Source organism: Phenylobacterium sp. (genome assembly GCF_036563385.1).
Taxonomy (GTDB): Bacteria; Pseudomonadota; Alphaproteobacteria; order Caulobacterales; family Caulobacteraceae; genus Phenylobacterium.
Genome location: NZ_DATCML010000012.1, coordinates 112591 through 135108, shown reverse-complemented (window position 1 = coordinate 135108; position 22518 = coordinate 112591). Strand labels below are relative to the sequence as shown.

27 protein-coding genes are annotated in these 22518 nt (G+C 69.8%); 12 read left to right on the top strand and 15 right to left on the bottom strand.

The genetic code is table 11. The annotated features are described in order from the left end of the window. Nucleotides 1-145: 145 nt before the first annotated feature. Nucleotides 146-988: a hypothetical protein gene (locus tag VIL67_RS11875; RefSeq protein ID WP_332049107.1), complete on the top strand. Its 843-nt coding sequence runs from the start codon at nucleotides 146-148 to the stop codon at nucleotides 986-988. After that, nucleotides 985-1473 carry a hypothetical protein gene (locus VIL67_RS11870; protein ID WP_332049106.1) on the top strand — a complete coding sequence of 163 codons (489 nt, stop codon included), beginning with the start codon at nucleotides 985-987 and terminating at the stop codon, nucleotides 1471-1473. The genes VIL67_RS11875 and VIL67_RS11870 overlap by 4 nt, the downstream gene beginning before the upstream one ends. A gap of 455 nt (nucleotides 1474-1928) precedes the next feature. Here VIL67_RS11870 and VIL67_RS11865 read toward each other — a convergent pair whose 3' ends face one another. Next, on the bottom strand, nucleotides 1929-2807 hold the full coding sequence (locus tag VIL67_RS11865; protein ID WP_332049105.1) for a transglutaminase family protein: 879 nt from the start codon (nucleotides 2805-2807) through the stop codon (nucleotides 1929-1931). An 81-nt stretch (nucleotides 2808-2888) separates the two neighbouring features. Here VIL67_RS11865 and VIL67_RS11860 point away from each other — a divergent pair, with 81 nt between their 5' ends. Genes VIL67_RS11860 through VIL67_RS11845 form a run of 4 tightly spaced genes read left to right on the top strand, consistent with a single transcriptional unit; the run spans nucleotide 2889 to nucleotide 6174 of the window. Then, nucleotides 2889-4121 carry a putative DNA modification/repair radical SAM protein gene (locus tag VIL67_RS11860; RefSeq protein ID WP_332049467.1) on the top strand — a complete coding sequence of 411 codons (1233 nt, stop codon included), beginning with the start codon at nucleotides 2889-2891 and terminating at the stop codon, nucleotides 4119-4121. Continuing rightward, nucleotides 4121-5551, top strand: a complete 1431-nt coding sequence (locus VIL67_RS11855) for a UdgX family uracil-DNA binding protein (RefSeq protein WP_332049104.1) — start codon at nucleotides 4121-4123, stop codon at nucleotides 5549-5551. Before VIL67_RS11860 ends, VIL67_RS11855 begins: the two co-directional genes overlap by 1 nt. A gap of 10 nt (nucleotides 5552-5561) precedes the next feature. Continuing rightward, nucleotides 5562-5828, top strand: a complete 267-nt coding sequence (locus tag VIL67_RS11850) for a hypothetical protein (protein ID WP_332049103.1) — start codon at nucleotides 5562-5564, stop codon at nucleotides 5826-5828. Between the two features lie 34 nt (nucleotides 5829-5862). Further along, a complete protein-coding gene (locus tag VIL67_RS11845) occupies nucleotides 5863-6174 on the top strand; it encodes a hypothetical protein (RefSeq protein ID WP_332049102.1) in 312 nt (103 codons plus the stop codon). Here VIL67_RS11845 and VIL67_RS11840 read toward each other — a convergent pair. The 8 genes from VIL67_RS11840 to VIL67_RS11805 all read right to left on the bottom strand — a co-directional run bounded on the left by VIL67_RS11840 (nucleotide 6171) and on the right by VIL67_RS11805 (nucleotide 11832). Continuing rightward, nucleotides 6171-6485, bottom strand: coding sequence for a cupin domain-containing protein (locus VIL67_RS11840; protein ID WP_332049101.1), 315 nt, complete (start codon nucleotides 6483-6485; stop codon nucleotides 6171-6173). The genes VIL67_RS11845 and VIL67_RS11840 overlap by 4 nt on opposite strands. Further along, complete coding sequence (locus VIL67_RS11835; protein WP_332049100.1) at nucleotides 6482-7657, bottom strand: MFS transporter; 1176 nt, start codon at nucleotides 7655-7657, stop codon at nucleotides 6482-6484. Before VIL67_RS11835 ends, VIL67_RS11840 begins: the two co-directional genes overlap by 4 nt. Continuing rightward, complete coding sequence (locus VIL67_RS11830) at nucleotides 7658-8317, bottom strand: TetR/AcrR family transcriptional regulator (RefSeq protein ID WP_332049099.1); 660 nt, start codon at nucleotides 8315-8317, stop codon at nucleotides 7658-7660. A gap of 63 nt (nucleotides 8318-8380) precedes the next feature. Further along, entirely contained in the window at nucleotides 8381-9556 is a 1176-nt protein-coding gene (locus VIL67_RS11825) for a vWA domain-containing protein (protein ID WP_332049098.1), read from the bottom strand. A 75-nt stretch (nucleotides 9557-9631) separates the two neighbouring features. Next, nucleotides 9632-10078, bottom strand: coding sequence for a hypothetical protein (locus tag VIL67_RS11820; protein ID WP_332049097.1), 447 nt, complete (start codon nucleotides 10076-10078; stop codon nucleotides 9632-9634). After that, the gene (locus VIL67_RS11815) at nucleotides 10075-10563 is read right to left on the bottom strand and encodes a hypothetical protein (protein WP_332049096.1); all 489 of its coding nucleotides are present in this window, start codon (nucleotides 10561-10563) and stop codon (nucleotides 10075-10077) included. The genes VIL67_RS11820 and VIL67_RS11815 overlap by 4 nt, the downstream gene beginning before the upstream one ends. Nucleotides 10564-10650: 87 nt before the next feature. Next, nucleotides 10651-11145, bottom strand: a complete 495-nt coding sequence (locus VIL67_RS11810; RefSeq protein ID WP_332049095.1) for a recombinase family protein — start codon at nucleotides 11143-11145, stop codon at nucleotides 10651-10653. 114 nt (nucleotides 11146-11259) lie between these two features. After that, nucleotides 11260-11832: a GNAT family N-acetyltransferase gene (locus VIL67_RS11805; protein ID WP_332049094.1), complete on the bottom strand. Its 573-nt coding sequence runs from the start codon at nucleotides 11830-11832 to the stop codon at nucleotides 11260-11262. A gap of 32 nt (nucleotides 11833-11864) precedes the next feature. Between VIL67_RS11805 and VIL67_RS11800 the strand changes: the two genes are divergently transcribed. The 3 genes from VIL67_RS11800 to VIL67_RS11790 are packed head-to-tail and all read left to right on the top strand — an operon-like array spanning nucleotide 11865 to nucleotide 14211. Continuing rightward, nucleotides 11865-12791 (top strand): histone deacetylase family protein, encoded by a 927-nt coding sequence (locus VIL67_RS11800; RefSeq protein WP_332049093.1) that lies wholly within the window; start codon nucleotides 11865-11867, stop codon nucleotides 12789-12791. Between the two features lie 44 nt (nucleotides 12792-12835). Continuing rightward, nucleotides 12836-13459: a histidine phosphatase family protein gene (locus VIL67_RS11795; protein WP_332049092.1), complete on the top strand. Its 624-nt coding sequence runs from the start codon at nucleotides 12836-12838 to the stop codon at nucleotides 13457-13459. Between the two features lie 56 nt (nucleotides 13460-13515). Continuing rightward, nucleotides 13516-14211 (top strand): hypothetical protein, encoded by a 696-nt coding sequence (locus tag VIL67_RS11790; protein WP_332049091.1) that lies wholly within the window; start codon nucleotides 13516-13518, stop codon nucleotides 14209-14211. Here VIL67_RS11790 and VIL67_RS11785 read toward each other — a convergent pair. Further along, nucleotides 14208-15620, bottom strand: a complete 1413-nt coding sequence (locus VIL67_RS11785) for an alkaline phosphatase PhoX (RefSeq protein WP_332049090.1) — start codon at nucleotides 15618-15620, stop codon at nucleotides 14208-14210. The two genes, VIL67_RS11790 and VIL67_RS11785, sit on opposite strands and share 4 nt — an antisense overlap. A gap of 158 nt (nucleotides 15621-15778) precedes the next feature. Here VIL67_RS11785 and VIL67_RS11780 point away from each other — a divergent pair, with 158 nt between their 5' ends. The 3 genes from VIL67_RS11780 to dxs are packed head-to-tail and all read left to right on the top strand — an operon-like array spanning nucleotide 15779 to nucleotide 18855. Then, on the top strand, nucleotides 15779-16033 hold the full coding sequence (locus VIL67_RS11780; RefSeq protein WP_332049089.1) for an exodeoxyribonuclease VII small subunit: 255 nt from the start codon (nucleotides 15779-15781) through the stop codon (nucleotides 16031-16033). Continuing rightward, entirely contained in the window at nucleotides 16033-16914 is an 882-nt protein-coding gene (locus VIL67_RS11775; protein ID WP_332049088.1) for a polyprenyl synthetase family protein, read from the top strand. The genes VIL67_RS11780 and VIL67_RS11775 overlap by 1 nt, the downstream gene beginning before the upstream one ends. Nucleotides 16915-16938: 24 nt before the next feature. Then, entirely contained in the window at nucleotides 16939-18855 is a 1917-nt protein-coding gene (dxs, locus tag VIL67_RS11770) for a 1-deoxy-D-xylulose-5-phosphate synthase (RefSeq protein ID WP_332049087.1), read from the top strand. 55 nt (nucleotides 18856-18910) lie between these two features. Here the strand turns inward: dxs and VIL67_RS11765 are convergent, their stop codons facing one another. The 5 genes from VIL67_RS11765 to flgF form a co-directional block, all read right to left on the bottom strand. Beyond that, on the bottom strand, nucleotides 18911-19372 hold the full coding sequence (locus VIL67_RS11765) for a hypothetical protein (RefSeq protein ID WP_332049086.1): 462 nt from the start codon (nucleotides 19370-19372) through the stop codon (nucleotides 18911-18913). 86 nt (nucleotides 19373-19458) lie between these two features. Beyond that, entirely contained in the window at nucleotides 19459-20193 is a 735-nt protein-coding gene (flgH, locus tag VIL67_RS11760; RefSeq protein WP_332049085.1) for a flagellar basal body L-ring protein FlgH, read from the bottom strand. Nucleotides 20194-20208: 15 nt separating this feature from the next. After that, nucleotides 20209-20970, bottom strand: coding sequence for a flagellar basal body P-ring formation chaperone FlgA (gene flgA / locus VIL67_RS11755; protein ID WP_332049084.1), 762 nt, complete (start codon nucleotides 20968-20970; stop codon nucleotides 20209-20211). A gap of 4 nt (nucleotides 20971-20974) precedes the next feature. Continuing rightward, a complete protein-coding gene (flgG, locus tag VIL67_RS11750; RefSeq protein ID WP_332049083.1) occupies nucleotides 20975-21763 on the bottom strand; it encodes a flagellar basal-body rod protein FlgG in 789 nt (262 codons plus the stop codon). A gap of 14 nt (nucleotides 21764-21777) precedes the next feature. After that, nucleotides 21778-22515 carry a flagellar basal-body rod protein FlgF gene (gene flgF / locus VIL67_RS11745; protein ID WP_332049082.1) on the bottom strand — a complete coding sequence of 246 codons (738 nt, stop codon included), beginning with the start codon at nucleotides 22513-22515 and terminating at the stop codon, nucleotides 21778-21780. Between the last annotated feature and the right edge of the window lie 3 nt (nucleotides 22516-22518).

The following is a 22518-nucleotide window of genomic DNA, read 5'->3' as shown; positions in this document are numbered from 1 at the left end:
AGACCGGTCTAACAGAGTCCGCGCGGGCCCGGGAAGCCGCGAAACGCAGGTCGCCAGCGCAAACACGGCGGCCGTCGCCTGCCCCGGCGAAGGCGGGACCATCGCCTCACGATGCGGCTGCAGGTCTTTGCTGTATGCTTTAGCGATGAGCGAGCCCACCGACAGGCGCCACGCGGCGGATGTCACTCTCCCGCCGGGTGTTGCTCCACGTGGCGGCCTTGACCGTCGCGAGGCGCTTCTGTGGGCGCTCGCCGCAGCGGCGATCAGCTTCCTGGTGCGCAACTATTTCCGGTACGAAGGCGCAGAGCGCTTCGCCCTGTTCGACGGTCTGGCCTTCTTCGCCGCCGCCATGCGCCTCACCCGTTCCGCCCCCGTGGCCGCCGATCCGCTCACCCTTGGCGGGGCTTTCGCCGCGACCGTGCTGGCGGCCTTTGGTCCGGAGCACTCCGCCGGCGTCGCGCTCACCCTGCTCTCGCTGATGGTCCTCGCCTCGCGTGACGTTCACGCGCGAGCGGCGGGCGCCGTGTTGCTGGCCCTCGCCGGGCACCAGCTGTGGAGCAAGGTGCTCTTCGCGGCGATCGGGCCGGAGATCGTGAAGGTCGATGCGACGCTCGTCGGTTGGGCGACGCAGCTGTTCGTTCCAGGGGCGACGTGGACCGGCAACATCATCGCGACGAGCTCGACGTTCAGCATCGTGGTGGAGGAAGGCTGCTCCAGCTTCAGCAACGTGTCCCTCGCGCTCCTGTGCTACGTCAGCGTGAGCCGGCTTGAGCGGGCCGAATGGCGCCGCGGGGATCTGTGGGTCATCTGCCTGATCTGTGCGGTGCAGATCCTGCTGAACGTCGGCCGGATCTTCGCGATGGCGCAGTCCTATTCGTCGTATCTGTTCTGGCACGACGGCGCGGGCGTGGGGATCTACGGCGCTCTCGCGTCGACGGCCGCCGTGCTCATCAGCGCGATCGGCACCCGCCTGGCCGGCAGACGATGAGCTGGATCTTCCGCGGTCTGGCCGCCCTGCTGCTCGTCGCGGCCGCTGCGAACGCCTGGCAGGCGCGCCCGGCGGGTCTCCAACCCGGCTCCGAGATCGCTCGACGGCTCACCTCGACGTTCCCGGCGTCGGCCGCCCCGCAAGTCGTTCTCGCGAGCGAGCCCATCTACGAGCTGCGGGTCGAGGGTTGCCCGGAACCCTTGAGGGTTGCGGTCGTGCCGCCGAGCTTCACGCCGCGCGCGGCGCTCCTGAACCTCGCCGCGCCCGGCGGGCGCACCATCTACGCCTACAGCGACTGGGTCGGCGAGCGGCCGGATCGGCGCGCCGTATTTATGCGGCGCCTGTGGCGTCCGCTGCTGGCGTCCATAGGGCTGAGCGACGACAGCCGAATGCGGGAGATGCTTGTGATCGCGGAGCCGCCTGGCTGCAACGTCGCCGCCACAGCGAGCTGGAGCAACTACTGGCGAGGCCGCAGGCCCTCATGAGCCGCCAGTGGGGAGCGAGAACGCCGCCCTTGATCAGCTAGTCCTTGTCATCCGAGGGGGGGCTTGCGGCGACGCAGCCTGGCGGCTCCGATCAGGCCCAGCGCCCCCAGCGTTGCGAGAGCCGCGGGAGCGCTCGCGACCAAGCCGGGTGCTGGCGCGCCGTGAGGCTGGCCCGACGGCGCACTGTGCGACGGCGGCGGAGCCCGGCGAGCCTCCTGGTTGTCGCTCTGACCGAACAGTACGGCCAGGGCGGACATGAAGAGGGCGAAAACGTTCATGGTTCAGCTTTCGATGCTCGGCGCCGACAGACCACGCAGCAACGTGTGTCGTTTGCCGCTGGCGAACCTCGGCGCCATGCCTCTGCACTAGCCCGTCAACGCCGGGCGGAACCGATCATTGGCTAATCGGCTTGGCCGGGAAGGACCTAAGGCCCCGCCTCGACCCGACCGGATCGCTCAGGCCGCGGCGGGAAGGGGGTCGGCCGGGCGTACATCGACCTCGACGGTGAGGTTCGACTCCCCGCCGTCGCCAAAGATCGCGCCGGAGATCGGCGCGGCCTCGGCCGGAGTGCGGGCCACGGCCACCGGGATCAGGTCGGCGCTTTCGGCCAGCGCATTGGTAGGGTCAAACTCGGTCCAGCCCAGCTCCGGCAGGAAGACCTCGCACCAGGCGTGGGTCGCGCCGGCCCCGCGGACGCCGTCATGGCCGGGGGAGTAGAGGTAGCCGGTGACGAAGCGGGCCGCATAGCCCAGCCTCCGCAGCGCCTCCACCATCAGCCAGGCGAAGTCGCGGCAGGTGCCTGAGCCCAGCTGCACGGTGTGGCTGGGCTCCTGCGCGCCGCCGATGTCGCGCCACTGGTACTCGAACTCGGCGTGGATTGTCCGGTTGAGCCGCAGCAGGAAGTTCAGCGCCGGCTCATAGGTCCCGCCGGCCCGCGCCCGCAGCCACTCCAGCAGGGCGCCGTCGGGGTCCTCCGTCACGGGCTCGATGAAGGGGGCCAGCACGGCGCGGTCAGCGGGCGCGTAGACGATCGGGTTGGCGGTCTGCGGATCGGCCACCTGCAGCTTGGCCAGCGGAGCCGGATAGCGCTCGATCACCAGCTCGCTGACGATCGACAGCGACGTGCTCTCGCCCTGAGGGGTGAAGCTGCACACCGAGTTGCCGAGCGCGTCGTACATCCAGCGCATCTCGCCGGGCGGGGAAACGGTCAGCAGGGCATCCACGACCCGGATGGCGTGGCTGTCCCGCGGCCGCACCAGCAGCCGGTGCGGCGCGAAGCTCACCGGACGCTCATAGGTGTAGAGCGTCTCGTGCCGGATGGAGAGGCGGGTCATGCCTGCCGGAACCGCCTGTTTGGCCCCGGGTTCCATTCGGCCGCAGTGGACAGAACAAAGGTGGAACCCTACATTGGGTCCATGGCCGTCCTCGACCTCAAGCGCAAGCTGGCCATCCTCTCCGACGCGGCGAAATACGATGCGTCCTGCGCCTCCTCGGGCAGCAGCAAGCGCGACTCTCGCGGCGGCAAGGGGGTGGGCTCAACCGAAGGCATGGGCATCTGTCACGCCTATGCGCCGGACGGGCGCTGCATTAGCCTGCTCAAGATCCTGCTGACCAACTTCTGCATCTACGACTGCGCCTACTGCGTGAACCGGGTCAGTTCGAACACACCGCGGGCGCGGTTTTCGGTGGACGAGGTCGTCGACCTGACCCTCGGCTTCTACAAGCGCAACTACATCGAGGGGCTGTTCCTCTCGTCGGGGATCATCCGCGACGCCGACTACACCATGGAGCAGTTGGTCCTGGTGGCGAAGACGCTGCGCGAGGTCCACGACTTCCGCGGCTATATCCACCTGAAGGTCATCCCCGAGGCCTCGCCGGCCCTGGTCAACGAGGCCGGCCTCTACGCCGACCGGGTGTCGATCAACATCGAGCTGCCGAAGGACGAGAGCCTCGAGCGGTTCGCGCCGGAGAAGGACGTCGTCGGCATCAAAAAGGCTATGGGCGCGGTCCGCCTAGGCGTGGAAGCCGGCAAGGACAAGGCGATCAAGGCAAAGGCGCCGAAGTTCGCCCCAGCCGGCCAGTCCACCCAGATGATCGTGGGCGCGGACGCCGCCAGTGACGGCGAGATCCTCAAGCGCAGCGAGACGCTCTACGGCGCCTACCGCCTGCGCCGGGTCTACTACTCGGCCTTCTCGCCAATCCCGGACTCCACCGCCAAGCTTCCGGTCATTCGGCCGCCGCTGGTTCGCGAGCACCGGCTCTACCAGGCCGATTGGCTGATGCGCTTCTACGGCTTCGAGCGAGCCGAGATCATTGGGGAGGGGGAGGATCTCGACCTCGCCATCGACCCGAAGCTCGCCTGGGCGCTGAAGAACCGCGGCGAGTTCCCGGTGGACGTCAACGTGGCCGACCGCGAGCGCCTGCTCCGGGTGCCCGGCCTGGGCGTCAAGGCCGTCGACCGGCTGATCGACGTGCGCCGCTTCAAGCAGCTCACCCTGGAAGACGTGCGGCGGCTGTCCCGCGGCCTCGAGAAGCTGAAGCCGTTCATCGTCACCGCGGACTGGCGGCCAGGCGCGCTCACCGACAGCGCGAACCTCCGCCAGCGGGTCGCGCCCGAGCCCGCGCCCCAGCAGCTGAGCCTCTTCTGATGCAGGTCGTCCGCCTCGCCAGCGAGACGGATGTCGCTGGATGGCGCGACGCGGCCCGCGCCCTGCGGACCCGCGGCGTGGCTCCGGAGGACACGCTGTGGACCGTCGACGGGGAGGGCGACCTGTTCGGCGAGGCTGCGCCCGCGCCGCAGCCCGGGGTTGCGCCTTTCACGGTGCCACGCGACTTCCTGGAACTTGCCGACACGGTCATCCTGCACCGGTCGGACGCCCGCTTTGCCCTGCTCTACCGCCTGCTGTGGCGCCTGCAGCGCGAGCCGAACCTGCTGCGCATCGCCTCCGACCCGGATGTCGTCCAGGCCCGCAGCTTCGCCAAGCAGGTGAGCCAGGCCGCCCACAAGATGAAGGCCTTCGTCCGCTTTCGGCAGGTGCACGACGACGAAGGCGAGATCTACGTCGCCTGGTTCGAGCCGGCGCACCGCGTGGTCGAGATGACCGCGCCGTTCTTCGCGCGCCGGTTCGCGAACATGCGCTTTTCCATCTTGGGTCCAGACCTATGCGCCCATTGGGACACGCGCCAGTTGAGCTTCACCCCGGGCGCCGACCCCGCCGACGCGCCTCGCGAAGACGCGCTCGAGGACTACTGGAAGACCTACTACGCCTCGATCTTCAACCCGGCCCGGCTGAAGACCGCCCAGATGCAGAAGGAGATGCCCAAGCGCTATTGGCGGAACCTGCCGGAAGCCCGGCTCATTCCGGAGCTGATCGCCCGCGCCGAGGCCCAGACGGAAGCCATGGTCACCCAGGCCCCCTCAGAACCCAGCCGCCGCATTGTCCGCGCGGCCCAGCGGGCCAGCCGCGACGCCCCCTATGACGGCGTGGCGCCCACCACCCTCGAGGAGGTCTGGGCCGGCGTGCAGGCCTGCCGCCGCTGCGACCTCTGGAAGTGCGGCACCCAGGGCGTGGGCGGCGAGGGCCCTCAGAAGGCGCGGCTGATGTTCGTCGGCGAGCAGCCCGGCGACCACGAGGACCTGGCCGGCAAGCCCTTCGTCGGACCAGCCGGCCAGGTGCTGGACAAGGCTCTGGCCGAAGCGGGCGTGCCCCGCGGCGAGACCTTCGTCACCAACGCCGTCAAGCACTTCAAGCACGAGCTGCGCGGCAAGCGCCGCATCCACAGGAACCCGGACGCGGGCGAGATCTCCGCCTGCCGCTGGTGGCTGGACAATGAGCGCCGGATCGTCCGGCCGCGGGTGATCGTCGCCCTGGGCGGCTCGGCCAGCCTGTCGGTGTTCGGCAAGACCATGCCGGTGGCCAAGTTCCGGCAGCAGGCGCTCCAGCTGCCCGACCAGGCGCAGGGCGTCGTCACCTACCACCCCTCCTACCTGCTCCGCGTGCCCGACGCCGAGGCCAAGGCCAAGGGCTACCGCATGTTCGTCGAGGACCTGAAGTTCGCCTGGAGCCTCGCCGCCTGAAAGGACCCCAATGGAACAGCCCCATCCCAGCCATCTCGATCAGACTGACCCCGCCAAGTCCGACGTCCGCGACATCCGCGAGGAGGCCGATCGCGAGATCGAGGCCTACGCCCCGGATCTGCACGACCTCGTCCTGCTGATGCCTGAGGACCGGTGGGAGGAGTTCCTCGCCCTGGCGCAGGGCGAGACCGCCGAGGAGGAGGGCGGCGTCCGCTACCGCGGCGTCCTGTTCCGCCGGGCGCCGGTCACCGCCGTGGTGGTCCAGGAGGGCTTCTGAGCTAAGCTCCGCGGTATACCTGGAGCGCCCCGCCATGAAGCTGCCTCTCCTCTTCCTCGCCATCTCCCTCGCGGGTTGCGCCCAGGTCTCCGGCGGCTACGCCCAGAAGGCCCATCAGACGCGGGTGCAGGCGGCGCTGGGCGACTACGAACAGGCGCGGCAACGCGGCGACATGCTGGGCATGTGCGTCAAGGCGAAAATGGTGGCGATCGCCTACGGCGACGCCCGCGACGGGCTGAACAGCAGCGCCTGGTACGCCCGCGAAAAGGAGGACTGCCGCTCGGCGCTCGCGGCCTACAACATCCGCCCGCCGGGCCAGGCCGAGGCGGGCGCCGCCGAGGACTAGACCGAGCCCTTGCGCTCCACGACGAGGATCCGCGCCTCACCCTGCGGGTGGGCGACGTGCTCGTCGCCAACCTCGGCGATGAACATGTCGGCCGGCCCGAGCCGCACCGCCTTCTCCTGGCCGCCCTGCCGGTAGCGCATCTCCACCTCGCCCTCGAGCACGAGGAAGACCTCGGCCCCGTCGTTGACGTGCCAGCGGTAGGGCTGGTCGGTCCAGTGGAGGCGCACGGTCGCGCCTTCGATCTCGGCCAGGTCGCGGGCGCCCCAGGCGCGATCGGCGCGGAAGGTCCGCGCATCGGTGACGATCTTCATGGCTGCGCTCTAGCCGCAATCGGCCGGCGGAGGAAGGCCGCTGCGCCGAAGCCGGCGCCCACGAGCATGGCGGCCACGCCGGCCGCCCCGAAGGTCACCCGGTAGGCGGTGACGTCGGCGAGGACGCCCCATCCGAGCATGAGCAGGGCGGTGGCGCCCTGCATGGCGAGGCCCTTGACCGATGCGACTGTGGCGCGGGTCTCCGGCCGCAGGGCGTGCTGAAACCGGGCGTCGGCGTTCACGTCCACCAGCCAATAGAGGCCGACGAACGCCATGGGCAGAACCACCGACCAGCGCTCGTAGGTCAGGGCTCCGGCCAGCATGAAGCCGCCGCCCAGGATCAGCAGCAGGTAGAGCGCGCCCATCGGCAGGCGCCCCGCCCGGTGGGCGAGCACGGCGGAGGTGGCCCCCACCGCCCCCACCGCCGCCATGAACAGGGCGATGCCCGGCTTGGGCAGGCCCACGTCGCGGGCGAACAGCGGCCAGTAGTCGGCGCAGGACATCACCACCGCCTGCATGGCGGCGATGAACAGCAGCAGGTGCGGCACGCCGGGCAGGCTGGCGGCCTGCGCCACGCCCTCACGCAGGTGGCTGAAGTAACCCCAGCGCGCGGCGACCGCGGCCTTCGGGGCCTTGGGAAGGCTGAGCGCGGCGACCACGGCGAAGACGCCGGCGGCGGCGCTGGCCAGGATCAGCACCTCGTAGCCTCGCGCGGCCACGGGCGCGGCGGCGAGGGAGGCGCCGAGCACCCCGGCCGCCCTGCCGGCCTGGGCGCGGCCCATCACCCGCGCGTACTCGGCCTCGCGCCCGAGGGCCTTCAGTTCGTCGTAGATGACGGCCTCGAAGGCCCCATTGAAGGTGGCGCTCTTCAGGCCCCACAGCATCAGCCCGAGGAGGAAGCCCCAGAAGTTCGGGAAGGCGAGCCAGACGAAGAAGCCTGCGCAGCGGACCAGCTGGGCCACGGCCAGCAGGCCGCGCCGGGAGGTCCGGTCGGCCAGCACCCCGCAAGGCACTTCCAGCAGCAGCCCCATGACGGACCAGGACGCCAGCACCACGCCGATCTGGGTCGGCGTCAGGCCGCGCTCGGCGAACATCACCGTGTAGAACGGGACGATCAGCAGGAAGGAGTCGAAGAAGCGGAGGGCGCTCGCGCTGAGGACGAGCCGCCGCACCTAGGCGAGGAAGCCGGCTTCGGCGAAGTCCAGCATGCGCTGCAGGAGGGCCTGAACGTCGGCCTCGCGGGTGATGCCCCCGGAGAGGTGATGCAGCCGGTCGAACTCAGCGAAGCGGTTGTTGTGCACCATGCCCAGGCAGAAGTGCAGCCGCCAGTAGACTTCCTCACGGGGCAGGTCGGGGCGCGCCGCGATGAGGGCGCCAGCGAAGCGTTCCAGGTGGCTGACGTCGTTGCGCAGCGCCTCGCGCATCTGCTCCGTGCCTTCGGATCGGGCCCGGATGATGAACTGCACCGAGATCCGGCGGTCGTTGTCCGGAGCGGCCCAGCGAAGCGGCGGGGCGAAGTAGGCCTCCAGGATGTCGCGAACCGGCGGCTTGCCGTGGTGGCGGTCGTTCGCCTCGTGCAGCATCCGCGCCCGCTCGCGGTTCAACTCGCTGGTGCGGCGGCGGAAGATCTCGAAGAGCAGGGCGTCCTTGGAGCCGAAGTGATAGTTCACCGACGCTAGGTTGACGCCCGCCTCGGCGGTGATGTCGCGCACCGAGACGTTCTGGAAGCCGTGCAGGGCGAACAGCCGCTCGGCGGCGTTGAACACCGCCTGTTTGGTGGCGGCCTGCGCCTCGTCGGTGGCGGCGGGATCGTGGAGGAGGGGATCGGTCATGCGAATCCCTGCAGTCTTTCCACGAGACTAGACCGTTTGGGAACCGTCACAAACGCCGCAACCTCAGCGAGCGAGCTCCTTCATCGCCTTTTCCAGCCCGTCGAGGGTGAGCGGGAACATACGGTCGTTCACCAGCTGCTTGATGACGCCGATCGACGGCGTGTAGTCCCAGTGGCGCTCGGCCGTAGGGTTCAGCCAGACCACGTGCTCGTAGATCTGGCTGACCCGGTCGAGCCAGATGGCGCCGGCCTCCTCGTTCCAGTGCTCCACCGAGCCGCCCGGATAGGTGATCTCGTAGGGGCTCATGGTCGCGTCGCCCACGAAGATCACCTTGTAGTCGTGCGGGAACTTGTGGAGCACGTCCCAGGTCGGGATCTTCTCGGCGTGCCGGCGGCGATTGTCCTTCCACACGGCCTCGTAAAGGCAGTTGTGGAAGTAGTAGAACTCCATGTTCTTGAACTCGGCGCGCGCGGCGCTGAACAGCTCCTCGCAGACCTTGATGTGCGAATCCATGGAGCCGCCGATGTCGAAGAAGATCAGGACGCTGATCTTGTTTCGGCGCTCTGGGCGCATGTGGATGTCAAGGTAGCCCTTCTCCGCCGTACCGCGGATGGTGCCGTCCATGTCCAGCTCTTCGGCGGCGCCGTCGCGGACCCACTTTCGGAGGCGCCGCAGGGCGACCTTGATGTTGCGGGTGCCGAGCTCGACCTGGTCGTCCAGGTTCTTGTACTCGCGCTTGTCCCAGACCTTGATCGCCTTACCGTGCCGGCCCTTTTCCTGGCCGATGCGGATGCCCTCGGGGTGATAGCCATGGGTGCCAAAAGGCGAGGTGCCGCCGGTGCCGATGGCCTTGTTGCCGCCCTCGTGACGCTCCTTCTGCTCCTTCAGGCGCTCGGCAAGCGCCTCCATGAGCTTGTCGAAGCCGCCCATGGCTTCGATCTGCGCCTTCTCCTCCTCGGTGAGGAACTTCTCGGAGATCTTCTTCAGCCACTCGGCCGGAATGTCGGCGGTGATGCCGTCCTCGACCCGCTCCAGCCCCTTGAACACGTGGCCGAACACCTGGTCGAACTTGTCGATATTCTTCTCGTCCTTCACCAGGGCGGCGCGGGACAGGTAGTAGAAGTCGTCAACCGACCGGTCGATCACCCCCTTGTCGAGCCCCTCCATGAGCATGAGGTACTCTTTGAGGGTGACCGGCACGCGGGCCTGCCGCAGCTCGGTGAAGAAGCGCATGAACATGCCGGGTCTCGCGCGTCGAACGACTGTTTGAACGCGAAGGATGGGGCCGCGGGTTCGGGTTGTCCAGCGCGCGACTTACCGGAGCGGTCCGCGGCAGGCGATCGCGAAGGCGGTCGCAGTCTTCGGGTCGGGAGAGGGGAAGGCGAGGGCGCGCGGTCCCTGACGCACGCCAAGGCCGCCACCCGCTGTGATCGCAGACGGCAGGGTCTCGGGCACAGGGCCGACCGCGCTGAGCACCGGCGCGACCCCTTCGGCGGTCAGTTGGAAGGTGTCCCCGCCAGTCGCCAGCCAGACGGCGCCCGGCGTCCCCTTCAGCCGCGGCGTGGCGAGCCACAGGTCGGCCGGATTGCGACGGCAGGCGATCCTCAAGCCCTCGCCGCGCGAGTCGGTCCAGACCAGCGCCGAGCCGGCCGTGGCCGAAGCCTGCAGCGTCCATGCTCCGTTCGCCGCCGTAGGTCTCGGCGCGGGGAGGCTGGCGCAGCCGGCCACGGCAAGGGCCACCAGGATCGAAAGGGCCTTCATCCTTGCCCGAACGCCTGCCGGCAGAGTTCGGTGGCGAAGGCGTCGCTGATCATCAGCTGCCGGTCGGCGAAGATCGCCTCGATCGGCCCGCCGGCGTCCACCGCCACATGGATGGGATAGCGGCCGACCACCGCGCCATTCGCCGGATCCACGAACTCGGCGACCCCGGCGATCTCGTGCTCGCCCCCGCCGCTCAGGAGCTGGACGAGGCGATCTTCCCGATGGGTCCGGGACACGTGCAGGCGCAGGTCGAGCTTCTCCGGGCCGCGGGCGCAGGCGCTGAGGTTCTCGTGCACGGAGTCGGTGAAGGTGTCGGAGAAGTCTGCATTGCCGCTGACCCAGTCGCTCGTCATTCGCACCACGTTGATGTGGCTGCGGGCGGCGATCTCCGGCGCCATGGGCAGGGGCGCGGTCCCGGTGGTGGCGGTGGCGCAGGCGGCGAGGGAAAGCGCCGCGGCGGCGACGGCGAGGGGGCGGAGGGACATCGATCTGCTCTTCAGGCTTGGCTGTATCTGCGCCCCAGGAGCCATGGCCAAGCTGACGCTGCGATGAACGGCGAAGCTTGAGAGCGTTCAGGCTTCGACGGCCCGCAGCTTGCGCCAGACGGTCATGCGCGAGACGCCGAGCCGACGGGCGATCTCCACCGGCCCAATCCCGGCCTGCTGCAGCTCGCGAATTTCTTCGGCGGCGGCGGGACGGCGGCGGCGGACCAGCCCTGGCGGCTCCAGCGCGGCGACCGCCTGCAGCGCCGCCTTCAGGGCGCGGCCGCCGTTGCCTTCGGTGGAGAGCTCAGGCTCGGTGACAAACAGGATGGCGCCACGCTGCTCCAGTCGTTCCACCACCTCCAAGACGTTGCGGCCGCCGCGGCCGAGGTGGTCCAGTCTGGTGACCACCAGCTGGTCGCCAGGGCCTATGAAATCGAGAATGGAGTCGAGGACGGCGAATTCGTCGACGCCGGGCGGGATCGGTTCTTCTGCACGCACCACGTGACAGCCCATGGCCTTCAGCATGGCGGTCTCGCCGGCCGAGGTCTCGTCCCTCAGCCTCACATAGCCGATCCTCAGCATCCCGACGCTCCCAGCAAACCTTGCCGATTGCGACGGAGGTTCCCAAAACTGGGGCCGCTCGCCAAGAGCGTCGTTCGTTAAATCGCGGCAATAATCGCTGCCAAGCTTATGAATTCAGGCAAAATCGTGTTGAGCCCGGGCATCGCTGCGCCCCTGAGTAGAAAAACTGACCCCACTCCGGCGCAGGATGAACTCGCGGTCGACTGTTTGTCCCACTTCGAAGCCGTACTCACCGACCTTGTCGAACCCATGCCGGGCGTAGAAGCGCTGGGCGCCGAAGTTCTCCGACCAGACGCCGATCCAGACGTCGCGAGGGCCGGCCGCCTGCAGCCAGCCGATGACCTCCGCAAACAAGCGGCCGCCGAGGCCGCCGCCTTGCCATTCCTTGACCAGGTAGAAGCGCTTGAGCTCGCCGCAGGCGGGCGTGACCTCCGGATGCGGCAGGCCACAGGGGCCGGCCTCGGCGTAGCCCACCGCACGCCCCTCCGCTTCCACGAGCCAGGCCGCCCTGGCCGGGTCCGTCAAGTTGGCGCGGGTGCGCTCCAGGTCGTAGGCCTCGGCGAGGAAGGTGCGCAGGTCCTCCGGCGGATAGAGATGGGCGAAGGTGTCGCTGAAGGTTCGGGCGCCGATCTCGGCGAGAACCTCGGCGTCCTGGGGGCCGGCGCGACGGATCGTGGCTTCGGGCATCGCTGGGCGGAGACTTCGATTAGGATGGGACAATGACCCTCGCCCTCTACACCCATACCGACATGTTCGACCACCGGCCGGGCGAATGGCACCCGGAGCGGCCCGAGCGCCTGCGCTCGGTGATCGCGGCCCTCGAGGACGCATCGGACCTCGATCTCGAGGCGCGCGAGGCGCCCCTCGCAGAGGAGGCGGACCTCGCCCTGGTCCATCCTGCCGCCTACATCGAGCAGATCCTGGCGCTGAACCCCGGCGAGGGCGTCGTGGAGCTTGACCCGGACACCTACATGTCGGCCGGCAGCGTGGCGGCCGCCCGCCGCGCGGCCGGGGCGGTGGTCAGCGCGGTGCGCGACGTGGCGTCGGGCAAGACCGGCCGGGCCTTCTGCGCCGTGCGCCCGCCCGGCCACCACGCCGAGCCCGCCACGCCGATGGGCTTCTGCGTCTTTTCCAATGTGGCCGTCGCCGCGCGGGCGGCCCAGGCCGCCGGTCTGGAGCGCGTCGCGGTCGTGGACTTCGATATCCACCACGGCAACGGCACCCAGGCGGCCTTCGCAGGCCGGGAGGGGCTGTTCCTGGCCTCCATTCAGCAGTGGCCGATGTGGCCGGGCACCGGGCACCCGTCGGAGGACGCGCCCGGCAACATCGCCAACGCCGTGGCCCCGCCGAACGCGTCACCCGAAGTCTGGCGCAAGGCTTTCGAATCGCTGATGCCGCGGCTGGACGACTTCGCGCCGGACCTGATCATCGTCTCGGCCGGGTTCGACGCCCACCGGCGCGACCCCATCGGCGAGTCGGGCCAGAACCTGGAGGAGGCCGACTTCGCCTGGGCGACGCGGGCCATCCTCGAGGTGGCGCGACGCCGCGCCAAGGGCCGGGTTGTGTCCTCGCTCGAGGGCGGGTACGACCTGCAGGCTCTGGGGCAGTCGTCGCTTGCGCACGTACGGGCCCTGTCCGAGGGGTGAGGAACGCGGCGCGTGGGTAGGAATTCCGGCGCCGACCGGATCGAATGGCCAGCGTCTTGACCGCCGAGGTTCCCGTCGCGACCGACCGCGCCCGAACGGGCGCCATCATCCTCGCCCGTCACGGGGAACCGGCGCTGTCGCGCAAGGTGCGGCTGAACGCGGACGAGTACCGGACGTTCTGGGCGAGCTACGAAGTGCTGGGTCTGCTGCCCGGCCAGACGCCGCCGGATAGCCTCCTCCGTTTCGTCGAGACCTGCGGGACCCTCGTGGCCTCGACCCGGCTGCGCTCGATCGAGAGCGCCGAGGCCTTGGCCCGCGGGCGTGAATTCACGCGTTATGAGATGCTGATCGAGGCGCCGCTGCCGCCGCCACGGTGGCCGAGCTGGGTGCGGATGTCGCCGAAGATGTGGGGCTTCTGGGCGCGCGTCTGGTGGTGGTTCTTCAACCACCACGACGGCCAGGAGACCCGGCGCGAGGCTGAGCGCCGGGCCGACGAGGCCGCCGCCATGTTGGCCAAGCTGGCGCAGGACGGGGAGGATGTCGTGGTGCTGGCGCACGGCTTCTTCAACTTCATGATCGGCCGCTCGCTGAAGCGCATCGGCTGGCGGTGCGCCTGGAGCGAGGGCTACAAATACTGGTCAATGCGCCGCTTCGAACGCGTCCGCTGACGCCCGGCGCGCCGCCCCCGACCGGGGCGTGGCCTGATCGATTTACGGAGCGAGCTTTGTCGCCTGTCCTTGACGTCTACATCGGCTACGACCGGCAGGAGGTCCTTGCCTACCATGTGCTCTGCCAGAGCATCATGGACCGCTGCTCGCGCCCGGTGCGCTTCACGCCGATCAACCTCGCGGCGCTGCGAGCCGTCTTCCACCGGCCGATGCTTGCCGAACAGTCCACCGAGTTCTCGTTCTCGCGATTCCTCACGCCCTTCCTCTCGGGCTACCAGGGCTGGTCGCTGTTCATGGACTGCGACATGCTCGCGCGGGCCGACTTCGCAGACCTGTTTGCGCTCGCCGATGACCGATACGCGGTCATGGTCTGCCAGCACGACTACGTGCCCAAGGATCAGGTGAAATTCCTGAACCACACGCAGTCGCGGTACGCGAAGAAGAACTGGTCCAGCGTCATGCTGCTGAACAACGCCCGTTGCCGCGCGCTCACGCCCGAGTACGTCGCCAGCGCGTCCGGGGCCGACCTCCACCAGTTCCGCTGGCTGCAGGGTGAGGACGAGATCGGCGCGTTGCCGCTGGAATGGAACTGGCTGGTCGGCGAGTACGATCATAACCCCGCCGCCAAGGTCGCCCACTACACGCGCGGCGGCCCCTACTTCGCGGGCTATGAGGACTGCGACTACGCCGACGAATGGCGTGAGGCGCTGGCGCGCGTCCGCCACGTGGAGGGCAGGGCCCCCGGCCTTTAGGCCTTCAGCGAAGCCCAGGGCCCGGTGATAGCGATGGTCGTCCCCGGGAAGTAGATGTTCAGGAAGCAGGTTGAGCCGTCCGGCGAAAAGCACACGCCCGCGAGCTCGGTGTTCGGCGCCCCCGCCACCGCCGGCGGCGTGGCGTTGCGGCCGATCGTATAGACCTGCCCCTTCGGCGTGATCGCCTTCAGCATGTTGTGGCCGCGGTACTTGTCCTCGCAGACGAACAGGTGGCCGTTCGGCGCGATGGAGATGTTGTCGGGCATGGACATCACCTCGCTGTCGCCGGTCTCCAGGAACAGCTGGATCTCGCCCGGGCGGTCCTTTTCGCCCGGCTTGCCTTCCTGAGGGCTCGGGCGATAGCGCATCACCTGGCCGTCCTTGTTCGGGCCGCCGGTGGTGCAGGTGAAATAGAGTTCGCCGTCGCCGAAGAAGATGCCCTCGCCGCGCGCGAAGTAGGCCGCTCCCCTGCCGTGGCCGCGATGTCGCAGGTCGTTGTGCGGGTTGTCGACCCCCTCGAGGTCGATCCACGCCACCTTGCGCCTGTCCCCCACCTTCCAGAAGCGGCCGTCCCAGTTGCGGGGGTCCGCGTCCTTGGCGTCCCGGAAGCCGAGCGCCTGGAGGCGCCCGCCGGCGTGCAGCTTGGCGGGGTCGTTCGGGAGATAGCGGTAGAAGAGGCAGAAGCCGTCGGCGAAGTCCTCGGTGAGATACACGATGCCGGTGCGCGGGTCGGTCGCCGTGGCCTCGTGCTTGAAGCGGCCCATGCCTGTGATCGGAACCGGCTCGGCCAAACCGCGCAGGTCGGCCGGCACCTCGAAGACCCAGCCGTGGTCCTTGGCGCCGCCTTGCCCCGCCTTGATCTCGGTTTCCTCACAGGAGAGCCAGGTGCGCTGCGGCGTGCGGCCGCCGGCGCAGTTCACCGTGGTGCCGATGAGGCTCAGGTGATGGGTCACCAGCCGCTGCTGCTTGGCGTCCCACACGAGGGTGGTCGTCCCCCCGTCCATCGGCAGCCCCTTGGCCGTCAGGTCGTACGCCTTGCCCGCCGGCATCCGGGCGGCGAGCGCGCCGTCCTTGCCGAAGGCGGACCGGTCGGGCTCCGACGGCCGCTGCTCATGGTTGCGAACCAGGATGGTGCGGTTCGGGTCGCTCGGGTCGGGAAAGGCGGCCATGCCGTCGGCCTTACCCGGGGTGAGGAAGCCGTCGTCCATCGGCTGGCCTGCGCGCGAGACGATCTTGTAGGAGAAGCCCGGCGGCAGGTCGAAGAGGCCGGCAGGATCGGGGACCAGGGGCCCGTAGCCCGCGATCTCGTTCCTGTAGCCGCCGATCGGCTGCGCCATGGCCCGCGAAAGGCCGCCAAAGGCGGCGGAAGTGGCGGCGAGCGCCAGGAAGCTGCGGCGGCTGACGGACATGTAGACACTCCCCGACGTCGCTCGCACCTATCGCGCCGGCCGGTTACAGTCCAATGACGGATGTGCGGCCCAATGACGGTTGTGCAGGGCCGGCCAGCGTCTTAACGGTGATCCGGTTCTCGCGCCCCTCCGCACGTGGGCGCCTCCGGGAAGGTGACATGTCCGAAGCCGCCGACATCGCTGGCCTGTCGTTCGAGCAGGCGCTGGCCGAGCTGGAGCAGATCGTGGCCCGCCTGGAGTCCGGCCAGGCGCCCCTGGAGGACTCCATCCGCATGTACGAACGCGGCGCGGCGCTGAAGGCCCATTGCGAAACGCGGCTCGAAGCCGCGCGCCTGCGCGTGGAGAAGATCGTCATGGGCGCCGGCGGCGCCCAGGGAGGCCCGCAAGCGGTCGAGCCGGCCGAGTTCAGCTGATGGTCGACCTCGCCAGGCGTGTCGCCGAGGCCGCGGACCTCGTCACCGTCGCCCTCGACGAACTCCTGCCGCGCGCCGACGGCCCGGAGTCGCGCCTCACCGAAGCCATGCGTTACGCGGCTCTCGGCCCCGGCAAGCGTTTGCGGACCTACTTCGCACTCGAGACCGGCCGGATGTTCGAACTGCCCGAGCGTTCGGTCCTGCGCACCGCCTGCGCTCTAGAGTGCATCCAGGCCTACAGCCTGATCCACGACGACCTGCCGTGCATGGACGACGACGACATGCGCCGCGGACGGCCAACCGTGCACCGGGCCTATGACGAGGCGACCGCCGTGCTCGCCGGCGACGCGCTTCAGACCGCAGCCTTCGAGATCCTGGCCCATCCGGACACCCACCACGACGGGGCCATCCGGGCCGAACTGGTCGCCAGGCTCGCCCGCGCTTCAGGCGCCCAGGGGATGTGCGGCGGCCAGATGATCGACATCCTGGGCGTTCGCGACGATCTCGGCGGCGTGGCCCGGATGCAGCGGCTGAAGACCGGGGCCCTGATCGCCTGCGCCTTCGAGCTGCCGCTGGTCATGGCCCGCGCCAAGGAGGCCGAGCGGCACGCGCTGCTGGCCTTCGCCCACGACCTCGGTCTCGCCTACCAGATCGTCGACGACCTGCTCGACGCCGAGGGCGACCCCGACCAGATGGGCAAGGCGGCCGGCAAGGACGCCGCCAAGGGCAAGGCCAACTTCGTCACGCTTCTTGGGGTGGACGCAGCGCGCGAACGGCTGGGCCTGCTTCGAAAACAGACGAAAGATCATCTGGAACCGTTCGGCGCTCAGGCCGAATTCCTGCGGGCCAGCGTGGATTTCGTGCTAGAGCGCCGCCACTAGTTTCCGAGGCATACCCGCGTTCCCATGCCCCCCGTCACGCCCCTGCTCGACACCGTCGCCTCGCCCGCCGACACGCGGCCGATGAGCATCCCGCAGCTCCGCCAGCTGGCTGACGAGCTCCGCGCCGAGACCATCGACGCGGTCTCGCAGACCGGCGGCCACCTGGGCGCCGGCCTCGGCGTCGTAGAGCTGACGGTGGCCCTGCACCACGTCTACGAGACGCCGCGGGACATCCTCATCTGGGACGTCGGCCACCAGGCCTATCCCCACAAAATCCTCACTGGCCGACGGGACCGGATCCGGACCCTGCGCCAGGGCGGCGGCCTGTCGGGCTTCACCAAGCGGGCCGAGAGCGAGTACGACCCGTTCGGCGCGGCCCACGCCGCCACCTCGATCTCCGCAGCGCTCGGCTTCTGCGCCGCCCGCGACCGGGAGGGCCGGGACAACCGGGTGGTGGCGGTCATCGGCGACGGCTCGATGAGCGCCGGCATGGCTTACGAGGCGATGAACAACGCCGCCGAGACCACCCGGCAGCTGACCGTCATCCTCAACGACAACGATATGTCCATCGCGCCCCCGGTGGGCGGCATGAGCGCCTACATGGCCCGGCTTGTGTCGGGCGGCGGCTACCGCTCGCTGCGAAACCTCGGCAAGGCGGTCAGCAAGGCGTTCCCGCGGCCGCTGCAGGAAGCGGCGCGCAAGGCCGAGGAATACGCCCGGGGCATGGTCACCGGCGGGACCTTCTTCGAGGAGCTGGGCTTCTACTACGTGGGCCCCATCGACGGCCACGACATGGACGCCCTGGTCCATGTCCTGCAGAACGCCCGCAACATCGTGGACAAGCCGGTGCTGGTCCACGTGGTGACCCAGAAGGGCAAGGGCTATGCGCCGGCCGAGAACGCGGCCGACAAATACCACGGCGTGGTCAAGTTCGACGTGGTCACCGGAGCCCAGGCCAAGGCCCAGGCGGCGGCTCCGCAGTACACCAAGGTGTTCGCCCAGGAGCTGGTGAAGCACGCCGAGCGCGATCCCAAGATCGTGGCCATCACTGCGGCCATGCCCTCGGGCACCGGCCTCGACCTGTTCGGCCAGCGCTTCCCGGAACGCACCTACGACGTGGGCATCGCCGAGCAGCACGCGGTGACCTTCGCCGCAGGCCTGGCCGCCGACGGCATGAAGCCGTTCTGTGCGATCTACTCGACCTTCCTGCAGCGCGGTTACGACCAGGTGGTCCACGACGTCGCCATCCAGGGTCTGCCGGTGCGATTCGCCATGGACCGGGCCGGCCTGGTCGGCGCCGACGGCCCCACCCACGCGGGCTCCTTCGACATCGGCTTCATGGGGGCGCTGCCCGGCATGGTGCTGATGGCGCCGTCCGATGAGGCCGAGCTGGCCCATGCGGTCGCCACGGCTGTGGCGGTGGAGGACCGGCCGAGCGCTTTCCGCTATCCGCGGGGCGAGGGCCTCGGCGTCGATATCCCGGACCTCGCCGCTCCCTGGGAGATCGGCAAGGGCCGCATCGTGCGCGAGGGGACGGCCGTCGCCATCCTGTCGTTCGGCACCCGACTCGCCGAGAGCCTCAAGGCGGCGGACCTGCTCGCCGCCCGCGGCCTTCCCGCCACCGTGGCCGACGCCCGGTTCGCCAAGCCGCTGGACCTCGACCTGCTGCTGCGGCTGGCCCGCGAGCACGAGGCGCTGATCACCGTCGAAGAAGGCGCCATGGGCGGCTTCGGCTCGTTCGTCCTGCAGGCGCTGGCCCAGCATGGCGCCCTCGACCGCGGCCTGAAGGTGCGCACGCTGGTCCTGCCCGACGTGTTCCAGGACCAGGACAAGCCAGAGGCCATGTACGCCCAGGCCGGCCTTGACGCCGAGGGCATCCTGCGCGGCGCGCTCTCGGCGCTGGGCGTGGACAACGCCTCGGTGGCCGGGCGGCGCGCGTAGGGCCCCGGCGGCCGACGTTCAGCTGTCTTGACGTTTCGGCGGCGCCGAAACGGGGCTAGCCGGCGCAGGTCGCCAGGAACTGGCGCGCCTTGGCGGGATCGCCGGGCACAGGGGTGCTGCGGCCGTTGACCGCCACCGCCAGCTCGCCGCTGTCGGCAAACCGGCGCAGGACAGCGTCGCTCGCCGGGGCGCTCGCCTCGACGACCGCGCCTTCGCCCATCGACGGCCCGATCTCGGCCCGGTAGCGGGCGCTGCGGCTGCCGGAGGCCAGGGTGAGCTCGGGACGCGCACCGGCCGGGGCGTTGGCCGAGACCAGCACCGTGCCCGAGCCGGGCGCGCAGCTCATCATCAGCACCACGTTGTCGGTGTAGGGCTGGCCGTAGGCGAGCTTGGCGCCTTCGCCCTCCACCTGGTGCAGCGACCAGGCCATGCCGGGCATGGCGGAGGGAGTCATCTCGTGGGCGCAGGCGCTGAGCGTGCAGGCGGCAAGGAAGCTGAGAGCGGCGCGGCGGCGCATGGACGACCCCTTCTGAGGGGGTTAACGCCACATCTGCGCCGCCGTTGCGGTGACCTGCGTCACCCGCGCGGAATATTTTGCCGCCGTCAGAACGGGGAGAAGCGCTCCACCAGCGACTGGCCCGCGGGGGTCTTCTGCACGCGGCTGATGTCGCCGCGGCCGGCGTAGCTGATGCGCGCCTCGGCGATCTGCGTGTGGCGGATGGTGTTCGCGCTGGAGATGTCTTCCGGTCGGACGATCCCGGCGACCGTCAGCTGGCGCACCTCGGCGTTGGTGCGCACTTCCTGGGTGCCCTGGATGACCAGGTTGCCGTTGGGCAGGACGGCGCTGACCACCGCGGCGATGGTCAGGGAAATCTTCTCGGCGCGGTTCACCGCGCCGTTGCCGGTGCTGGCGGTCTTGGACGCCGTCTCGATCAGCTGGGCCGGGTCGATCGCAGGGGTGCCGGGCGGCAGCAGGCGGCCGATGCTGGACTCCAGGCCCAGCAGGTGCGGCACGCCGGCCGTGACGCCGCTGGTCCTCGACGCCGTGGTCGAGTTGATGGTCTTGGCGCTGTCGTCGATGTCGATGTTGACCGTGAGGATGTCGCCGATCTTGTTGGCGCGCTGGTCGATGAAGAAGGCGCGGGCGCCGCTTCGCCACAGGGAGTTGGCGCTGGCCGGCTGGGCCGGCACCGCGGGGAGCACCACCTGGTGCTGCGGCACGAGGGCGGCGGGGTAGCCGACAGGGGCCAGCTCGGGGCCCTTCACCGCCTCGGTGACGGTGGAGCAGGCGGCCAGCGGCAGCAGGGCGGCGGCGAGGGCGACGGGGGCGAGACGCATGACTGTGGGCTTCCTCTAGCGGAGCGCGATGCGGGTGGAGCGGGCGGCCTTGAGCTGGTCGGCGGCGGGGCCGACGACGGCCTGGCCCGGGCCGATCACGACGGCCTGGATGATCTTCTTCGAGAGCGTGTTCTGGACGTTGATCAGGTCGCCGGCGGCGCCGCCCGAGAGCGTCTTGGCCTGCAGGGCTAGCGAGATGCCGGCGTCCTCGTAGGCGACGGTGATCAGCTCGCCGGGCTTCACCACCTGGGCGGCGGCGACGTCGCGGGCCGAAACGGCTGCGCCGGCGCGCAGCGGACGCTTGGCCGCGAGGCCGATCACCTGGTCGGCGTCGGCCGGGGCGTCGGCGGGGGCGGCGGCCATCTTGGCCCAGACGAGGTCTTCCGCCTGCACCAGCTCTCCGGCCGCCAGGCTGCGGGCGTAGGTCAGCACCTCAACGTTGCCGCGGGGCGTGGCGGCGTTGGCCGCGTTGGCGGCGCCGGCTTGCGGCCCACGGACCAGGATGCGCTTCACGCCCTCGGCGTTCGGCCACTCGAGGCCCGCGCGCCAGGCGAGCGACTGGACGATGCGGGCGTCCAGCGACACGGTCGCGCCTGGCCGGGCGGCGATCCGCACCGAGCCGGCGGCGCCCGCGCCGTCGAACAGGTCCCCCAGGGTCACCATCCCATCGGCGTCGCTGGTGTCGGCCTTCAGGGTCACCGGCTGGGCGGCGAGCGCCGGGCCGGCGGCGAGCAGGGCGGCCAGGGCGAAGGGGAGGGCGCGCGAGACGCGGGTCATGGCCTTACGACTTCACCTGGTTGGCCACGCCCAGCATGTTGTCGGCGGTGGAGATGACCTTGGAGTTCATCTCGTAGGCCCGCTGGGCGACGATCAGGGCGGTGATCTCCGACACCGCGTCCACGTTCGAAGCTTCCGTGTAGCCCTGCAGCAGCTGGCCGATGCCCTGGCTGCCGGGCGTGCCGGTGATCGCCGGGCCGGAGGCGGCGGTCTCCATCAGCAGGTTGCCCCCCTTCTGGCTCAGCCCGCCCTCATTGACGAAGGTGGCGAGCTCCAGGGTGCCGACGATGGTGGGCGCCGTCTGGCCGGGCTGGGTCACCTGGACCTGGCCGGCGAGAGAGATGGAGATTTCGGTGGCGTCGTTCGGGATCGCGATGCCGGGTTGGATCTGGTAGCCCTGCTGCGTCACCAGCTGGCCTTGGTCGTTCACCGCCAGGTTGCCGGCCCGCGTGTAGGCGGTCTCGCCCGTGGGCAGCAGCACCTGGAAGTAGCCGCGCCCGTCGATCGCCAGGTCGAAATCGTTCTCGGTGCGGGTCATCGTCCCCTGGGTCGGGATGCGATAGACGGCGCCGGCCTTCACGCCCGCGCCGATCTGCACGCCGGTCGGCACGATGGTGCCCTGGTCCGAGGACTGCGCGCCCGCCTGCTCGAAGGTCTGGTAGAGCAGGTCCTGGAACTCGGCGCGCTGACGCTTGAACGCCACCGTGTTCATGTTGGCGATGTTGTTCGAGATGACCTCGACGTTCAGCTGCTGGGCAGCCATGCCGGTGGCGGCGGTGCGGAGGGCCTGCATCGTCCGTTACTCCCTTAGCTCACCCGGCCCATGCGCTCGACGGCGCGGCGCGAGAGGTCGGCGGTGGAATCCATCATGCGGGCCATCGACTCGTAGGCCCGCTGCACCTCGATCATCCGGGTGATCTCGAGGATCGGCCGGACGTTCGAGCCTTCCAGCGTCCCCTGGCGCACGCGGGCGCCGGCGACGGCCTGAGGCACGCCGTTGGAGGTGTTCTGGTAGAGGTTGTCGCCGCGCTTCTCGAGCACGGAGAGGTCGTCGAAGGTGACCACGGCGAGCTTGCCGATCCGCTCGCCGCCCTGGCTGATCGTGCCGTCCTCGGCGACCAGCACGGGACCAAGCTCCGGGTCGATGGTGATCTCGCCGCCGCCCTCGTCGAGCACGGGCGATCCGCCCTGGGTCGACAGCCGGCCGAGCTCGTCGGTCCGGAAGCGGCCGTCGCGGGTGTAGCGCTCGCCTTCCGCGCTCTGGACGCGGAAGAAGCCCTGGCCTTCGATGGCGATGTCGAGCGGAGCGTCGGTCTTGCGCAGCGCGCCCTGGCCGAAGTCGCGCGCGACGCCGTCAGCCACGACGAACTTTACCGGCTTCGGGCCCTGCAGGGTGAAGGCCGGCGCCTTCGGTTCGGCGCGCTGCAGAAGCGACTCGACCTTGAAGCCGGCGGTGTCGGCGTTGGCGATGTTGTTGGCGATGATGTCCAGCTCGCGCCGAAGCACGATCTGGCGGGACAGTCCGACGTAGGATGCGTTTTCCATTAA

Coding starts and splice junctions, on each gene's coding strand:
- flgH (WP_332049085.1), bottom strand. CDS start 20,193: ATGCGTCTCGCCCCCGTCGCCCTCGCCGCCGCCCTGCTGCCGCTGGCC.
- VIL67_RS11865 (WP_332049105.1), bottom strand. CDS start 2,807: ATGACCCGCCTCTCCATCCGGCACGAGACGCTCTACACCTATGAGCGT.
- flgG (WP_332049083.1), bottom strand. CDS start 21,763: ATGCAGGCCCTCCGCACCGCCGCCACCGGCATGGCTGCCCAGCAGCTG.
- VIL67_RS11870 (WP_332049106.1), top strand. CDS start 985: ATGAGCTGGATCTTCCGCGGTCTGGCCGCCCTGCTGCTCGTCGCGGCC.
- VIL67_RS11810 (WP_332049095.1), bottom strand. CDS start 11,145: ATGCTGAGGATCGGCTATGTGAGGCTGAGGGACGAGACCTCGGCCGGC.
- VIL67_RS11785 (WP_332049090.1), bottom strand. CDS start 15,620: ATGTCCGTCAGCCGCCGCAGCTTCCTGGCGCTCGCCGCCACTTCCGCC.
- VIL67_RS11830 (WP_332049099.1), bottom strand. CDS start 8,317: ATGACCGATCCCCTCCTCCACGATCCCGCCGCCACCGACGAGGCGCAG.
- VIL67_RS11815 (WP_332049096.1), bottom strand. CDS start 10,563: ATGTCCCTCCGCCCCCTCGCCGTCGCCGCCGCGGCGCTTTCCCTCGCC.
- VIL67_RS11840 (WP_332049101.1), bottom strand. CDS start 6,485: ATGAAGATCGTCACCGATGCGCGGACCTTCCGCGCCGATCGCGCCTGG.
- VIL67_RS11795 (WP_332049092.1), top strand. CDS start 12,836: ATGGCCAGCGTCTTGACCGCCGAGGTTCCCGTCGCGACCGACCGCGCC.
- VIL67_RS11805 (WP_332049094.1), bottom strand. CDS start 11,832: ATGCCCGAAGCCACGATCCGTCGCGCCGGCCCCCAGGACGCCGAGGTT.
- VIL67_RS11850 (WP_332049103.1), top strand. CDS start 5,562: ATGGAACAGCCCCATCCCAGCCATCTCGATCAGACTGACCCCGCCAAG.
- VIL67_RS11800 (WP_332049093.1), top strand. CDS start 11,865: ATGACCCTCGCCCTCTACACCCATACCGACATGTTCGACCACCGGCCG.
- VIL67_RS11775 (WP_332049088.1), top strand. CDS start 16,033: ATGGTCGACCTCGCCAGGCGTGTCGCCGAGGCCGCGGACCTCGTCACC.
- VIL67_RS11820 (WP_332049097.1), bottom strand. CDS start 10,078: ATGAAGGCCCTTTCGATCCTGGTGGCCCTTGCCGTGGCCGGCTGCGCC.
- VIL67_RS11825 (WP_332049098.1), bottom strand. CDS start 9,556: ATGTTCATGCGCTTCTTCACCGAGCTGCGGCAGGCCCGCGTGCCGGTC.
- flgA (WP_332049084.1), bottom strand. CDS start 20,970: ATGACCCGCGTCTCGCGCGCCCTCCCCTTCGCCCTGGCCGCCCTGCTC.
- VIL67_RS11780 (WP_332049089.1), top strand. CDS start 15,779: ATGTCCGAAGCCGCCGACATCGCTGGCCTGTCGTTCGAGCAGGCGCTG.
- VIL67_RS11765 (WP_332049086.1), bottom strand. CDS start 19,372: ATGCGCCGCCGCGCCGCTCTCAGCTTCCTTGCCGCCTGCACGCTCAGC.
- flgF (WP_332049082.1), bottom strand. CDS start 22,515: ATGGAAAACGCATCCTACGTCGGACTGTCCCGCCAGATCGTGCTTCGG.
- VIL67_RS11875 (WP_332049107.1), top strand. CDS start 146: ATGAGCGAGCCCACCGACAGGCGCCACGCGGCGGATGTCACTCTCCCG.
- VIL67_RS11845 (WP_332049102.1), top strand. CDS start 5,863: ATGAAGCTGCCTCTCCTCTTCCTCGCCATCTCCCTCGCGGGTTGCGCC.
- VIL67_RS11860 (WP_332049467.1), top strand. CDS start 2,889: ATGGCCGTCCTCGACCTCAAGCGCAAGCTGGCCATCCTCTCCGACGCG.
- VIL67_RS11855 (WP_332049104.1), top strand. CDS start 4,121: ATGCAGGTCGTCCGCCTCGCCAGCGAGACGGATGTCGCTGGATGGCGC.
- dxs (WP_332049087.1), top strand. CDS start 16,939: ATGCCCCCCGTCACGCCCCTGCTCGACACCGTCGCCTCGCCCGCCGAC.